Origin of the sequence: Edaphobacter sp. 12200R-103, assembly GCF_010093025.1 — a bacterium.
GTDB lineage: Bacteria > Acidobacteriota > Terriglobia > Terriglobales > Acidobacteriaceae > Edaphobacter.
This window is the reverse complement of the sequence record NZ_CP048114.1, coordinates 789,119-803,202: the sequence shown is the minus strand read 5'-3', so window position 1 is coordinate 803,202 and position 14,084 is coordinate 789,119. Positions and strand designations below refer to the sequence as shown.

Below are 14,084 nucleotides of genomic sequence, written 5' to 3'. Positions count from 1 at the left end.
GCTCGCCTTACGGCGAGCCCCTTCGCTCAGGATGACACCTCTGTATTTTTGGAGTTTACGTCGTGAGCGTGCAATGAACTGCTAACGCAGTCTGTGGGGCTTATGCCACATCGCGCCAGTCGAGGATGACTTTGCCGGAATTTCCGGAGCGCATAGCGTCGAAACCCTGCTCGTAGTCGCGCCAGTTCAGCCGGTGGGTGATGACGCCGGAGATGTCGAGCCCGCTCTGCAGCATGACGGTCATCTTGTACCAGGTCTCGTACATCTCGCGTCCGTAAATTCCCCGGATGGTGAGTTGATTGAAGACGACCTGGTTCCAGTCAATCGCGATCTCCTCAGACGGGATACCCAGCATGGCGATCTTGCCGCCGTGACTCATGTTACGCAACATCTCGCGGAAGGCCGCTGGATTTCCGGACATTTCAAGACCGACGTCGAAGCCCTCCTGCATGTGGAGTTGCTTCTGAATCTCCGTAAGAGGTGTGGCTCGAGGATCGACGGCTAGGGTTACCCCTACTTTCGCGGCGAGATTGCGTCGGTACTGATTGGGATCGGAGATGACAACATAACGAGCCCCGGCGTGACGGGCAACGGCGGCTGCCATGATGCCGATGGGGCCGGCTCCTGTGACGAGGACATCTTCTCCGAGAACGGGGAATGCCAACGCGGTATGGACGGCATTGCCGAGAGGGTCGAAGATGGCGGCGATCTCGTGATTGATGCCGGGCGCGTGCTGCCAGATGTTGGACATAGGCAAGACGATGTACTCTGCAAAGGCGCCGTCGCGATTGACGCCCACCCCCTGGGTGTGGGCGCAGAGATGGCGGCGACCAGCGAGGCAGTTGCGGCAGCGCCCACAGACGACGTGTCCCTCGCCGCTGACGAGCTGGCCGACGGCAACGTCGGTGACATTGGAGCCAAATTCGACCACCTCGCCGACGAACTCGTGGCCGATCACGAGACCGGGGCGGATAGTGGAACGCGCCCAGGCATCCCAGTCGTAGATATGGAGATCAGTCCCGCAGATGCCGGTATAGACGACGCGGATTTTGACGTCATTGATGCCAAGGTGAGGTTCAGGAACATCCTCAAGCCACAGGCCGCGCTCGCTGCGGCTTTTTACAAGTGCCTTCACGGAGTCTTTGCCTTTCTGCTGCAGGGATCCATTGAGTAGCCGGATGGACTGAAGATGTACGACAGCCGATCGTTCCGCTACAACTTCCATTCTAATAATGGGTTAGACCCGGAGGATTCCAGGCCGTATAGACCATTTGACTTAGATGCAATTGGATAGAGGCATTGTAGGATGATCAAAAAAGTTTTACGCCGGTTTTTGAGATGCCACCAAAGGCCTGGAAGAGCTAGGATTTTAAGAGATTCGGGTAAGAGGAGAACGCAGGATGAGCACGCGCTGGAGCCGGAGAGAGTTCGTACAGTGGATGGGTTTCTCGTCGATCGCTTCAACAGGCATGGGCACTTCCCTGCTGGCAGAGACGAGCGCTGGGAGCCAAGCAAAGTTCGCCTATGTTGCAGCGAAAGATAGCGCTGATGAAGGTATTCATGCCTATGCTGCAGGAGCGCGAGGGTGGCGCAGGCTGCAGACGGTTGAGAGCGCGCGCCCTGTGTCCCTGACGTTGTCCGCCGACCGAAAGATTTTATATGCGGTCAACGAGATTGACTCGCACAAAGGGCTTCCGGTGGGGACCGCTGAGTCCTATGCGATCGAGGCCGATGGCAGGCTGCGGCTCCTGAATCGCAGGGAGCTGGCGCTTTCGGCGATTCGCCCCCGGCATGCCGCAGTTACTCCCGATGGCCGCCAACTGGTGGTCGCAGTGCGTGGAGGCGGAGCGTACAACGTACTTCCCCTTGAAGAAGACGGAAGTCTAGGACGGGTGAGCGCGATTCTGAAAGAGGTGGGATCGGACCGTGCCGCCCAGGGCCGAAGGGCTGAACCCCGGATGGTTGCCTTTGACAAGGCAGGACGGATCGTCACGGTGGACGGAGGAACCGACCGGCTGAGCGTGCTTTCGTTGGACCAGGGCGGCCTGGCAGCGCAGGAGCGCGTAGAACTGGAAGCAGGCTGTGGTCCCACCCAGGTTGCGATGCATCCGGCAGGCAAAGCATCCTATGTCATGCACAACGAGGCGATCGTCTGCCACAGCTACGATTCTTCGACGGGAAGGTTTTCCGGGGAGGCGCAGCGCCTTGCCTCCGCGGGAGTCGCCGGTCCGGCCGCATTGGCGCTTCATCCTTCAGGACGTTTTCTATATGCCTGCGAGCGCGGCGGTGGTATACGAACCTGGAATCTGGGCGAGAGCGGCAACGTTCGTCGTTCACTGGGAGTACAGGTCGAAGAGATGGGCGAGCTGAGCGCTCTTCACGTCGCTCCCGATGGCCGGAGCATCGTAGCGATGAATCGCAAGAACGGCACGGTGCAGCAGGTGCAGATTGATGCTGGCACCGGAACGATGAGCGCCGGCAGAGTGCTGACACGCGTGAATTCGCCAGCCAGCCTGGTCGTGCTCTACAGTTAGCCTTACCACTTCAAATCGAGGAGATCGAACGATGGTAAGGATCTCAAGGCGCAGACTCCTGCAGGGATCTGCCGCTCTTGCTGTTACAGCGCATCCGCTGGCTTCGTTTGCGCAACGGGCCACAAGTCATACTCTGTTTGTCGGAACGCAGACCGGCAAGGGCAGCAAGGGGATCTATGCCTACAACTTTGATTCCGCTACAGGAGAGTTGATCCAGCGCGGGCTGGCGGCGGAGGCGGACAATCCTACCTTCCTTGCGCTATCTCCGGATAAGCAGTTTCTGTTTGCAGCGAACGAACTGGACGAGTACGAAGGCAAGAAGAGTGGCGGCGTCTCGAGCTTCAGGGTGGACCGCGGAACCGTGAAGCTGACGAAGATCAATGAGGTTTCGGCAGGCGGACCGGGGACATGTCACGTCAGCGTTGACCACACCGGGCACTGCGCCTTTGCTGCGAACTACGGCGGTGGAAGTGCGGCGTCGTTCACAGTGGATAAGACAGGCCGGTTGAGCGATGCAGTCTCGTTCTTCCAGTACAGCGGACATGGGCCTAAACCCCAACAGGCAGGGCCGAGAGGACACCGCGTTACCGTCTCGCCGGACAACAGGTTTCTCTTCGTCAACGATCTTGGACTGGATGAGATTCACGTGTATCACCTGGATGCGACGACGGCGAAGCTGACCCCACAGGTTCCTCCCGCGTGGAAGGCGCTGCCGGGTTCGGGGCCGCGGGCACTTGTCTTCCATCCAAACGGGCGATGGGCGTATTGCGCCAATGAGGTAGGGTCATCGGTGAACGTGCTGGACTGGGATGCAAAGAAGGGCGTGTTCGCAACAGCGCAATTGATCTCGACCGTGCCGGAGGGCCATACCGGGCCCTCAGCTCCGTCGGAGATCATCATCGATAAGGCCGGGCGGTTTGTTTATCTGGCCAACAGGCTGGACGATTTTATGGTGTCCTTCTCGGTGTCGCCTGCGGATGGCAAACTGACGTTGATGGAGAGGACGTCGTGTGGAGGAAAGACTCCGCGACATATTGCGCTCGATCCTACCGAGCGCTGGCTGCTGGTCGCCGACCAGGTCACGGACAATCTGGCGGTATTTTCCCGTGATCCGAAGACAGGAAAGCTTGCGAACGGCGGCAAGAGCTTTCCATTGTCGCGGCCGCAATGCATCGTGTTTCTGTAGATCCTTCGCCCGATCAACAGGATGAAAGCAGAAACGCCCAGCTTACGCTGGGCGTTTTTCTATTCTGCTGTGCCTCGATTAGTGGCGGTTGTTGTCGGAGGGCACCGTCGGACGCGGCCCATGCGCGAAGCTCGTCCAGCGATAGGCCTGGTCGGCGTGCGGGCTCGGGGGAGCACCGTACTTGTCAGCTTCCATGCCGTTGAGATCATAGACGATCTTACCGTCCTTCAAGGTGATCTCAGCAGTCAGCTTCTTCGTTCCATCGACACGGACATTGTCCATATCCGTGAAGCCAAAGTGGCCGTTTTCAAGACGGAGAACGGCGATATCGGCGACCGAGCCGACGGAGAGGTTACCCAGCTCCTCATGCTTGATCTCGCGCGCCGGATGCGAGGTCATCTCAGCGATAACCTGCTGCAGCGATTGACCGATCGCCATCATCTTGCTGGCGACATTCAGCTCGTCCTTGGTAGCGCTGTTCATGCTGCCGATGTGAAGGTCCGTCGAGAGGGAGTCAGGGATGAATCCATCCTTGACCATGGGAACGGCGAGCGAGAAGCGGAAGCTGCCGCCGCCGGTACCGGTGTCGAAGATGATGCCGCGCTTGCGGCCCTCAATGAATGCCTTGCTGGGGCCCATGGTGACAGGATCTTGCTCGTTGCGCAGGCCGGAGTACATGTGGGTGTAGATGTCGCCGGGACGCAGCTTCTTGGTGAGCAGATCATAGAGCGGACGGGTCTTGGGGAAGTTCTCGCCGAAGTCGACCATTACGGGAATGTTGGCCTTGGTTCCGGCAATGACAGCTTGTTCAACCGGGGTCCAGTCAGGACCGGCATAATGCGCCGTCTTGATGCCGACGACGATCTTCGGATACTTGAGGGCCATCGCTGCAGTGGCCGCACCGTCCATATCCGCCTTATTATTCTCATACTTGGCGCCACGCATACCGGCGCCCACGATGTTCAGCATGACAAGGATGCGGGTCTTCTGCCGGTCAATGATGCGATCCTTGTATTCCTCAAAGTTGCGCCAGCCCGCGCAACCGGCATCGACCACTGTCGTAACGCCAGTACGGAAGGTAAAGCCATCAGGACGGATGCTGTTGTCGCCGGCGTAGGACCCGCGCTCTCCAGGGACCAGAAATCCGTGGAAGTGGATATCAATGAGGCCAGGGGTCACATAGAGGCCCTTCACGTCGATGGCCTTCAGAGCATCCGTCGCTGCGATATGCTGCGCGACCTTGGCAATCTTGCCGTCCTTGATAGCGACGTCCATGACCGAGTCGACATGGTTCTTGTCGTCGATGACGTGGCCGTTCTGCAGGACCAGGTCATAGGCCAGGTTAGGCGCCTGGGCAAAAGCATGGACGGAGGCAGCAGCGAGCGAGAGCACTGCGCAACAGGAGGCAATAGTTCGGGCTACTCGGTAAAACGGACGATTCATGGATCTCCTTAATTCGAGCACTGTGGAATCGGGCCGATTGCGACCTTCTCTTCAGAGAAGGCCCCAATTATGCCGTATGTCTATGTGGTTCGGGAAGGGTCAGGCCTTTTTAGCTCCGCTGAAGATTTCAACCAGCCGATCAGCGATGTACTTGTCTTCACCGTCCTTGAGCTGCCACATCGCAAAACCAAAGACTGCCGGATCCTGCTGACGACGATGGCGCTCCTGCGGATGAGCGGGTGCATCAGGATTGCGACCGCGCATGCCAGCAGCATCGGCGTTCAAGCTGCCGATGCCAACGGGCTTCGTTTCAGCGAGCTGATGTAAAACCTCCTGGGAGGTGATGTTCAGCTTCGTCTGATCGATCTTCCAGCTGTAGTGCGGGGTGACATTGCCAAGAGCGTTGGGGTTGAACTGCCGCGGAAGAGGAGTAACGCCAAACTTTGCGACCGCCTTGGAGATGACTGCGGCGCGATCATCATAGCTCTTTACGACGGCATCATAGTCTTGGTTGACGAACATCTCGAGCGCCTTGAGCGCGGCAAAGATCTGTTCCTTGCCAACCTTGCAGGCGCGGCCGATGCGATCTTCCTGCGGGCTCATATTCATCTGCGCCCACCGGACGAGCTTCTCCTTGCCGATGAGGAAGCCGGTCGACTGCGGTCCGCAGATGTCCTTGCCGCCAGAAAAGGCGACGAAATCCCAACCCTGCGCCGGATACTCCCACAGACGCTCCTTAGGAGGAACATCGGCAGAGGCATCGTTGAAGGTGTAGATGTTCGCCTTGCGGGCGATCTCGATCATCTCGGGGCCGCTGACCTGGCCGCGATCGGACTGGATGTTGATGTAGTGCATCGCCAGCGTCTTGTCGTTGATGGCGTTGATCATCTGATCCTTGGTCTCGACTTCGATGAGCTTGACGCCTGTCTGGCGCACCTGATGATCGAAGTTGTTGCGGTGAGCCTTTTGGATAAGGACCTCGGTCTTGGGAAAGCCTGTGAGGTCGGGGCAGGCCTTCATGCGCGGTTCCAGATCTTCGGTCAACATGCCTGCATAGGCACAGACGGTGCCGGCAGCAACGCCACCGGTAACCAGGGCGGTGTAGCCGGAGGGCAGCTTGCAGAGCTTCTCGATATAACGGCCGGCGGCGACCTCGAGCTCATTGATCATCACGAAGTGCTGATTGCCCTGGCGCATCAACTCCATCACTTCGGGCTTCATCACGGTTCCGCCGATGACGGTGACGGTGCCAACGATATTGACCAGCGGAGTTACGCCCAGTTCCTTATAGACATCACCCGTCGAGCCCAGACCGCTCTTGATGGGAACGATCGCATGACCGTCGACGCCGTGCTTCTCGTCTTTCTTTTCGGCAACGGCCGCACGTGGTGCCATCAAACCACCGGTTGCAGCACCAAGTGCGGACAAAAAGGAACGACGGTTCCAACGGGACTTCAAGATCATTTGCAGCTCCTGTTCATTTGTTAACTAGTTCGACGAAGTGGAAGGTGGATTGACAACCAGAGCGCTGCCAACGAACTCGACCAGGGAGTCGCCGGGAATCCAGTCCACTGCCATGAAAGCACGCGAAGGAGCCTTGCCTGGGCTAAAGTACGTGCCGTAGATCTTGTTCAGCGCTTTGTAGTGCTCCAGGTAGGCGTCAAAGCGCGCTTTCCCCGTAAGCACAGGTACACCTTCAGCGGAAGGCAGGCAGATAAACACTTGCATATTCAGGATGTTATCCATGGAAGAGCCATTCCGCTCCAATGACTTCTTCAGGGCGTCCATAGAACGGCTGACGTGTTTTTCGAACGGATCGGTTACGGTCACATGGTCTTCCTTGGAGTAACCATCGTTCGAGCCTGTTCCGGAGAAGTAATAGATGCCGTTGTGGACGTGATTTCCATGCGGACGGGGGCCTGCAGGAGCAGGAGCGGGTGCCGCCGAAGGCTGCTGGCCGAAGATGCGGGCGCTACCGGCGGTCACTGCCGCGAGGGCCGCGAACTTTCCAAAGAACTTACGTCGCGAGTTGTTCTCCATTTCTTTTCTCCTTTGCGATTCCTATCTGCCTTGGAGTCGCCTGCTAAGTCGTTGACATTATGAACATTCACCTTGAAAGAATCCACCCGGAGCGAAGACTTTCCTTTTGGAGCAGCAGCGACGGCATTTGGCGGCCAGGATTCCACGCAGGTGAAGCTGGCATGCCGAGTACGACACAGTGCAGATGGATCTTATTTCTGTGGTCGAAATCATAGGTTTTACACAGATCCGTTGACTACAGGCAAATGACGTATTTCGCATAGGCTAAATGACCTACCCGGCCAGAGTCGTTTCTTCGATGGAAGGCTCGGTAATCAGCGGCCGCTCCGGGTGCACCGTAAGCCAGCAGATTGCCCCGATGACGGCCAGAATGGAGGCAATGGCAAAGGATGTCGTCCAGCCATAGCGCTGCGCAACCCAGGGAGTGAGCGATGCGGTGACGGCGCCGCCGATCTGTCCGCCGGTATTCACCAGGCTGGAGAAGACGCCTGAGCTCTTACCGGCGATATCAACCGAGACTGACCAGAAGGAGCTTTGGGAGAGGTAGAGGGCGCCGGCGCCTCCAGCCAGGATGAATCCCGCAAGCTGCGGGCTATGAACCTGCGATCCAAGCACGAGAAAGACAGCGGTGAGGATAAGGGCGACGGCAGCCAGGCCGCAGCGTCCGACGCGTAGACCATATTTCCCTGTCAGGCGGTCACTCAGCATTCCGCCTACAAGGCAGAAGAGCGTCATGGAAAGGAACGGAAGCATGGCATAGCGCGCGCTGGATTTGAGATCGAAACCGCGTACCTGGGCCATATAGAGAAAGAACCAGCTGAAGAAGATCCAGGCCACATAACCGAACGCGAAGTAGCCTACCATCAGCGCGGGAAGATCCCGGCGATGGAAGATCGCACGCCAGGAGATTTGCGTGCCGGAGTGCTTGGAGTCGGTCGCTGAAGTATTTGTCGAATCGTTATAGGCAAGGCCGTCTCGAATTTCCACAAGCTCGCGAGCAGACATGGAAGGATGTTCTTCAGGGGTGTCGCGTGAGAACTGCCACCATACGGCACCCACGATGAATCCCACGATAGCGCTAAACCAGAAGGCAGCACGCCATCCATGATGTGTAATCAGCCAGGTGAGCATGGGGGGTGTAAGACCACTGCCCGCTCCTACGCCGGCGAAGATGAGGCCGTTGATGAAGCCCCGCTCCTGGACAGGAACCCATCGGGCGACAAACTGGTTGGCTGCGGGATAGATGACCGATTCGCCTGCCCCGAGAATGAAGCGGATGCCGATCAGCAGCACTACCGCATACGGAAGCCGGGACGGAAGCAATGCGGTCAGAACCGTTGCTACTCCCCAAGACATGACGCCCAGGGTGAGCACCCGGCGAGGCCCAAACTTCGCGGAGAGCCACCCCGCAGGAATCTGGAAGCCGGCGTAACCGATCAGAAAGGCGCTGAAGATCCAGCCGAGACGCTGATTGCCAAGTCCATACTCTGTGCTGATCTGCAGGCCAGCGATTGAAATGTTCGTTCGATCGAGAAAGGCGACGCCGCTCAATACGAACAACCAAAATGCTAAGAGATACCGTACTCTCATCCAACGTTCTAACATCCATCAACTCCAACGGCGGCCGGGGTTGCGCCGCACTTCCTGATCGAGAGATCAAATCATCCAACTATGCGTCCAGCGGCGAAACGTGCGTGCCGTCTACGACCTAACCATTGCTACAGCCGGATGAAGGCCGGCAGCAGAAGGTTTATGCACTTCTAAGCTGAGCCCGATCTTTCTCCAAAACCTCATAGCTTTCATGCCGAGGAAGAACGCCGGCGATGATGCCTGATAAGTTGCTTTTGTCGCTGCGAGGAGCTATGTGGAGGAAGACCCGCCTTCCGCTCTCAATGTAGAGATCGTTCACTCGCATGATCGGAGCATGGGCCTCGTATCTGAACGAGACATTTTGCATCGCGACAGCAAAGGACATTGAAAGCACTCCATCGGAAATCGGATTCTTCTTGAAGTGGCCGGATAAAAGCGCACCACTTCAAGAGAGAAATCAGAGCTGAAAATTGCCGAGGGGTTCTTTCGGGCAGCGGCTAAGCCCCCGGCTCACGACAGGAAAATCGATTTATCTCAGCTATTTTCAGACAAGCGAGGGCATGCGTCATCGGCCCTGTGGTTCAGGATGAAAATAGGCCAAATTACCTATCGGATCAGGCTCGAACCGCACTCCACTGGGCGTCACCATACTCGCCCATGTTGACGGTACCGGATATATTCCCGCCGGTGACAGTCCCCTTGAAGTTGCAGTGCAGAGGATTTCCGCCAACCGGCATCACGCTGTGGAGCTCGATCTGGTCGCCGTGGACAGCGCCCTTGAAGGTCGCGTTGTAGATCTCACCGTGATGTTCTCCGGTGACCTCGTTTCCGTTCTGTTTCAGCACAAACTTCTGCTCTCCCGTTCCACGCAGATAGTGGATGGTGACCGCCCAGGTTCCCTTCACTGACGCCGGCGTACCTGTTGGCACAGGGGGATTCGGATGCGAACCGGGATGAGTGAGAATCTCATAGAGAGCATCCGCGATGGTCTTTTCGTCTCCTGCCTGCATCATGTAAGACGTAACGCCGATGGAGCTTTGCATCATGTCAGGCCGACGTCCCTGGGCACCGATCAGAGCAATGCGCGGATTACCTTCATCCAGGCGAGCATTCACTTCCGTTCCCGTGATGCCAACCTTACTGGCATCCCACGTGATCTTGAGAGTCGCGCAGCGATTGGAGAGGTCCTCCTGTGCAGGAATGACCTGCGCAGTCACGTTCGGGATTCCCTTCACTTTGTCAGCGATGTGCTGCATCCAGCCGAGCCACTGCGCCTGTTCGGCTGCATGATCCCGCTTGTACCACTGGCGCACGGCGGCTAGCAGACCCATCGCCTCTTCCTTGCTGCACTTCAGCGCACGGCCGTAGCAGTGGTGCGGGGACGCCTGATAGAAGGCCGCCTGGCATAGATCCTTCTTTCCGAGCATCATGCCGGAGGACTGGGGACCACGCATGCACTTTCCACCTGAGTAGCCGACGAGCGAAGCTCCTGCTGCAATATGAATATTGGGCTTGACCGGCTCTTCTGCGGCAGCATCGACAAAAACGGGAACATTCTTTTCGTTCGCGATCTTGCAGAGGGCACTGATGCTCATAGGCCCGGAGGTCGATTGCGGCCCGGAGAGAATGTAGACCATTGCAGTACGATCAGAGAGCTTGGCGCGGAACTCCTCCGGCGAGTCCACCTCAACGATTTCGACGCCACACATGCGTACGCCAATGTCATAGGGGTTGCGGGAGTGCTTGGGGATGATGACCTGATCTTTTTTCTTGGTGTAGGGGAGCGCCTGGCACTGTTCAATGTCGGTGCCAGCGATACATGCGATGGTCGCAAGACAGATGGCGGCGGCGCAACCCGTGGTGGTGATCCCCCACTCCGCTCCGGTCAATTCTGCCAGCTGCGCGCCAATGCCATTCATCATCTCGTCCAGATGCACGAAGTAAAACGAGGCATCGTACATCGCCTGCTTGACCTCGGGCAGAGAGCAGGAACCGCTGATGATGGTGTAGGTTCCACGGCCATTGACCATAGGGCGAACACCGATGCGCGTAAACAGATTGTCCCCCATGTCGTGGTGGTGAACGAGGGTATTTGCGGCAGCAGCCTGATCCCCCGCTGGACGGGCGCAGCCCACAATCGGAGAGACCGCAGAAGTGGCTCCAAGAGCCGAAAGAATGCCGGACTGCTTGAGAATCTCTCGACGAGACCATTTTCCATTGGTGAGCGATGACATCCTGCGGCCCCTCCCCGAGCCTGAAAAGATTTCGATTGAATGCAGGGTCCGCGCAAAAGCAGACCCTGCTTGAAACAGCTCAGATATAAGCGATCAGGTCAATCTCGACCAGCGAATTGCCTGGAATTCCAGCGGCCGGGGACACCGTCGTCCTGACCGGAGGGATGCTTCCCCAGTTCGCAGTAGCGTACACCTTGTTCATGGCATCGTAGTCCTTCAGATCATTCAGATAGACGTTGACCTTGAGGACCTTCTGCATCGAGGAGCCAGCGCTGATGAGCTTCTTCTCCAGTTCATCAAGAACGTGCTTGGTATGCTGCTCGATTGTGCCAGGAAAGTGCGCTCCTACGCCCGCGAGATATAGCGTGTTTCCATAGGAGACTGCTCCGGAGAACAGCGGGCGCTTGCCATCCGCTGAAGGGGCCGGCGCGGGATACGCCTTCTTCTCGAGTTTGCCGGTTCCCTGCGCGGAGGCGCCTTTGACTGCAACCGCTCCACCAGTGACAGCAACTGCGGCTTTGGCAGCATTTTTAAGAAGACCTCTTCTTGATTGTTTTTCCATACCTGTAACTCCCTCGGATAAATTGAAGATCAGCCCTCATTGTAGGCGCGATTATGCTTTCTTGAGGGCGGCACGGATCTGTCGTCCTACGATCTCAGCCTCACCGGGCTGAAGCATCCAGGTACCGACGACGAGAGCGTTAGGACATGGAGGCATGCCGTTCCCCCCGTGTTCGCTACCAGTCGCAGGATTCAGCTCAATGGAGGGATCGAGCGCGCGAAGCTTCGCCTGGACTTCCTTCGGAGTTATTCCTGTGACAGCGGGGTCGTAGCTGATGATGAGGTGAGGCACGTGGTTTGCGACCTCTGGCGTAAAGATGGTTGCCTTCACCGTGGGAACGCCTTTCACAATGTCCCTGATAACGTCGGCGCGGCGGGTGAACTCCTTCTCCATGGATTCGTCCGACTGTCCGAGCAGCCAGTCAACGGCAGCGACCATGCCGACAATCTGCTCCTTGGCGACCTTCATGCCGCGGCCAACGCCCTCATAGGGATTGTTGTTCAGATGAGCCAGATCGATGAGGTGCTTCTTGCCGAGGAGGAGTCCTGCATTCTGAGGTCCCCGAATCCCCTTCCCGCCGGAGAAGCAGACGAGGTCGAAACCCATTCCGGTGTACTTCCAGAGATTCGAAATAGGAGGCATATCGGCGGCCGCGTCGATATGACAGGGAACGTTGTGCTGATGGGCGACCTCAAGCCACTGCTCATGGCCAATCTCACCCTTCTCCGCAGCGTTGAAGAAATTTGTCATCACGGTCTTTTCGTTGAACGCTCGCTTGTAGTCGTCGAGTGTTTCGACTTCGACGATCTTGGCTCCACAGAGAAAGATGGCATGGTCATAACCATAGCGATGCGCCTTCTGAACGATGACCTCGTTCTTCATGGGACCGACGTTCTGCGGGATGTCCTCGGGCTTGCAGTTATTTGCCGAAGTGATACAGGCAGCAGTTGCCAGCGTAAGAGCCGATGATGCTCCACACGAGACCAGAGCGCCTTCGCAGCGCAGCTTCTGTGCGAGATACCCCCCGGAGCGAATCTGCAGGTCATGCAGATGAACCGGATGTTTGGCGGACTCATCGACAGCGCGCATCACCTCCGGCGGCATCACGGCGGCGGTATACATCGTATATGTGCCCGCAGCATTGATCATCTTCTTGACGCCGAGTTTGGCGTAGTAGTCGACGGCCACGGAACCACCGGACGCTGCTGGCGCCGCAAGCGCCTCCGCAGAAGACACAAGGGGCGCTACGCCAAGCATTGCCAGCGCGGACTGGGACCACTGCAGAAAACTGCGACGCGTAAGAGAGCCGGGAGTCGGTTCACTAGCCATCGAAGAACCATCCTTTCGGTTAAGACAGAATTAAGAGTATCTGAGGGGGTGAATTGTAAAGGCAAAGACCATCAGAACCCAAGAGTCTTCGATTGTCATAGGCCAAGTGATCAAAAGAAATCTATGACAAATGCCGTAGATTGCATCCATTCCAAACTGCAACGCACCTTGGCTATGTAATTTACTCCAGACTGGCAGAGATCAAGCTCCGGTGGGACAGCAATCGGATCCCATCGACACGAACGCGGCAGGTGAAGCGAGGGAAACAATCCTGAGCCCTCTTTACCTGCCGCGTCCGTTTATGAAATACCGCGAATGTTATATTCGTCCGAACTGTTTGACTGCCTCCACGATGGAGTGGAACTTCTCGATGTAGGGGTACATGGCATGCTCGCTGTTATCCAGCTTTTGGGCAAGGACAAGAATCTCTGCCGCATGAGCCCGGGGCACAACAACCACTCCATCCTGGTCAGCAACGATAATGTCGTTGGGGTTGACCTTCACACCGTCGCAATCGATGGGCATGTTGGAGCCGCCGAAACGGTAGTGGCTAACCGAGGTGGATGGCACCGGTCCCAGGGCATACACAGGAAAGCCGATCTTTTTGAGCTGGGGAAGATCGCGAACGCCGCCGTCGACCACTGCTCCCGCGAAGCCCCGTGAAGCCATGGCTGTACCCATCAGACCGCCCATGCCGGCAATATCTGCACCGTCATCGATCTTCATGACGTACACAGAACCGGGGCCGCCAGTGTCGATCGCACTCAGCATCCCCGAAAGAGCGTTGGGATCTTTATTTTCTTCTTTGACCAGTCTGACGGTGAGGGCAGGCCCGGCGAACTTGGTCGGAAAGATGGACTGCATGCGATGGGACATGTACATCTTCTGGTGCAGCGCCTGCTCAATGGCGTCGGAGACCGAAGCCGCTTCGACGTGGCGGTATGCCTCGATCATGCCGGCAGGATCTGCAGCGTACTCGGCTGCTGTCTTGGGCGCATCTGCCCGCACGATATGGGTGACTGTCAGAGCACTGGCACACACTACGGCGGCTATTGTTAGCGTGCGGAGACGCAGAAACCATGAAGAAGAGACAGAACTCATTTTCGCTCCTGGAAACATAGTACTGGATGTAAGACGAAAAAAGCCGCCGGATAGGAATCCGGCGG

At 57.4% G+C, this 14,084-nt stretch carries 11 protein-coding genes; 2 read left to right on the top strand and 9 right to left on the bottom strand.

All coding sequences use genetic code 11. The features are described from left to right. Nucleotides 1-100: 100 nt before the first annotated feature. Nucleotides 101-1,135 carry an L-threonine 3-dehydrogenase gene (tdh, locus tag GWR55_RS03305; protein WP_162403737.1) on the bottom strand — a complete coding sequence of 345 codons (1,035 nt, stop codon included), beginning with the start codon at nt 1,133-1,135 and terminating at the stop codon, nt 101-103. Nucleotides 1,136-1,400: 265 nt separating this feature from the next. On the opposite strand from tdh, the gene GWR55_RS03300 reads away from it, so the two are divergent. Both GWR55_RS03300 and GWR55_RS03295 read left to right on the top strand, forming a co-directional pair. Next, on the top strand, nt 1,401-2,534 hold the full coding sequence (locus tag GWR55_RS03300) for a beta-propeller fold lactonase family protein (protein ID WP_162400986.1): 1,134 nt from the start codon (nt 1,401-1,403) through the stop codon (nt 2,532-2,534). Nucleotides 2,535-2,565: 31 nt separating this feature from the next. Next, complete coding sequence (locus GWR55_RS03295; RefSeq protein WP_162400985.1) at nt 2,566-3,720, top strand: lactonase family protein; 1,155 nt, start codon at nt 2,566-2,568, stop codon at nt 3,718-3,720. A 78-nt stretch (nt 3,721-3,798) separates the two neighbouring features. Here the strand turns inward: GWR55_RS03295 and GWR55_RS03290 are convergent, their stop codons facing one another. The 8 genes from GWR55_RS03290 to GWR55_RS03255 all read right to left on the bottom strand — a co-directional run bounded on the left by GWR55_RS03290 (nt 3,799) and on the right by GWR55_RS03255 (nt 14,019). Next, the gene (locus GWR55_RS03290) at nt 3,799-5,163 is read right to left on the bottom strand and encodes an amidohydrolase/deacetylase family metallohydrolase (protein WP_162400984.1); all 1,365 of its coding nucleotides are present in this window, start codon (nt 5,161-5,163) and stop codon (nt 3,799-3,801) included. A 99-nt stretch (nt 5,164-5,262) separates the two neighbouring features. Continuing rightward, a complete protein-coding gene (locus tag GWR55_RS03285; RefSeq protein WP_238398613.1) occupies nt 5,263-6,558 on the bottom strand; it encodes an aminotransferase class V-fold PLP-dependent enzyme in 1,296 nt (431 codons plus the stop codon). A gap of 93 nt (nt 6,559-6,651) precedes the next feature. Beyond that, nucleotides 6,652-7,203: a RidA family protein gene (locus GWR55_RS03280; protein WP_162400982.1), complete on the bottom strand. Its 552-nt coding sequence runs from the start codon at nt 7,201-7,203 to the stop codon at nt 6,652-6,654. 273 nt (nt 7,204-7,476) lie between these two features. Beyond that, the gene (locus GWR55_RS03275) at nt 7,477-8,808 is read right to left on the bottom strand and encodes an MFS transporter (RefSeq protein ID WP_162400981.1); all 1,332 of its coding nucleotides are present in this window, start codon (nt 8,806-8,808) and stop codon (nt 7,477-7,479) included. A gap of 599 nt (nt 8,809-9,407) precedes the next feature. After that, on the bottom strand, nt 9,408-11,027 hold the full coding sequence (locus GWR55_RS03270; protein ID WP_162400980.1) for a PLP-dependent transferase: 1,620 nt from the start codon (nt 11,025-11,027) through the stop codon (nt 9,408-9,410). Nucleotides 11,028-11,106: 79 nt separating this feature from the next. Then, entirely contained in the window at nt 11,107-11,589 is a 483-nt protein-coding gene (locus GWR55_RS03265) for a RidA family protein (RefSeq protein WP_162400979.1), read from the bottom strand. 51 nt (nt 11,590-11,640) lie between these two features. Next, entirely contained in the window at nt 11,641-12,918 is a 1,278-nt protein-coding gene (locus GWR55_RS03260; protein WP_162400978.1) for a selenocysteine synthase, read from the bottom strand. 318 nt (nt 12,919-13,236) lie between these two features. After that, a complete protein-coding gene (locus tag GWR55_RS03255) occupies nt 13,237-14,019 on the bottom strand; it encodes an RraA family protein (RefSeq protein ID WP_162400977.1) in 783 nt (260 codons plus the stop codon). Nucleotides 14,020-14,084: the final 65 nt, after the last annotated feature.

Excerpts from the sequence above, each read along its gene's own strand:
- GWR55_RS03260 (WP_162400978.1), bottom strand. The coding sequence starts at position 12,918 with ATGGCTAGTGAACCGACTCCCGGCTCTCTTACGCGTCGCAGTTTTCTG.
- GWR55_RS03280 (WP_162400982.1), bottom strand. The coding sequence starts at position 7,203 with ATGGAGAACAACTCGCGACGTAAGTTCTTTGGAAAGTTCGCGGCCCTC.
- GWR55_RS03290 (WP_162400984.1), bottom strand. The coding sequence starts at position 5,163 with ATGAATCGTCCGTTTTACCGAGTAGCCCGAACTATTGCCTCCTGTTGC.
- GWR55_RS03275 (WP_162400981.1), bottom strand. The coding sequence starts at position 8,808 with ATGTTAGAACGTTGGATGAGAGTACGGTATCTCTTAGCATTTTGGTTG.
- GWR55_RS03295 (WP_162400985.1), top strand. The coding sequence starts at position 2,566 with ATGGTAAGGATCTCAAGGCGCAGACTCCTGCAGGGATCTGCCGCTCTT.
- GWR55_RS03300 (WP_162400986.1), top strand. The coding sequence starts at position 1,401 with ATGAGCACGCGCTGGAGCCGGAGAGAGTTCGTACAGTGGATGGGTTTC.
- GWR55_RS03255 (WP_162400977.1), bottom strand. The coding sequence starts at position 14,019 with ATGAGTTCTGTCTCTTCTTCATGGTTTCTGCGTCTCCGCACGCTAACA.
- GWR55_RS03285 (WP_238398613.1), bottom strand. The coding sequence starts at position 6,558 with ATGGCACCACGTGCGGCCGTTGCCGAAAAGAAAGACGAGAAGCACGGC.
- GWR55_RS03270 (WP_162400980.1), bottom strand. The coding sequence starts at position 11,027 with ATGTCATCGCTCACCAATGGAAAATGGTCTCGTCGAGAGATTCTCAAG.
- GWR55_RS03265 (WP_162400979.1), bottom strand. The coding sequence starts at position 11,589 with ATGGAAAAACAATCAAGAAGAGGTCTTCTTAAAAATGCTGCCAAAGCC.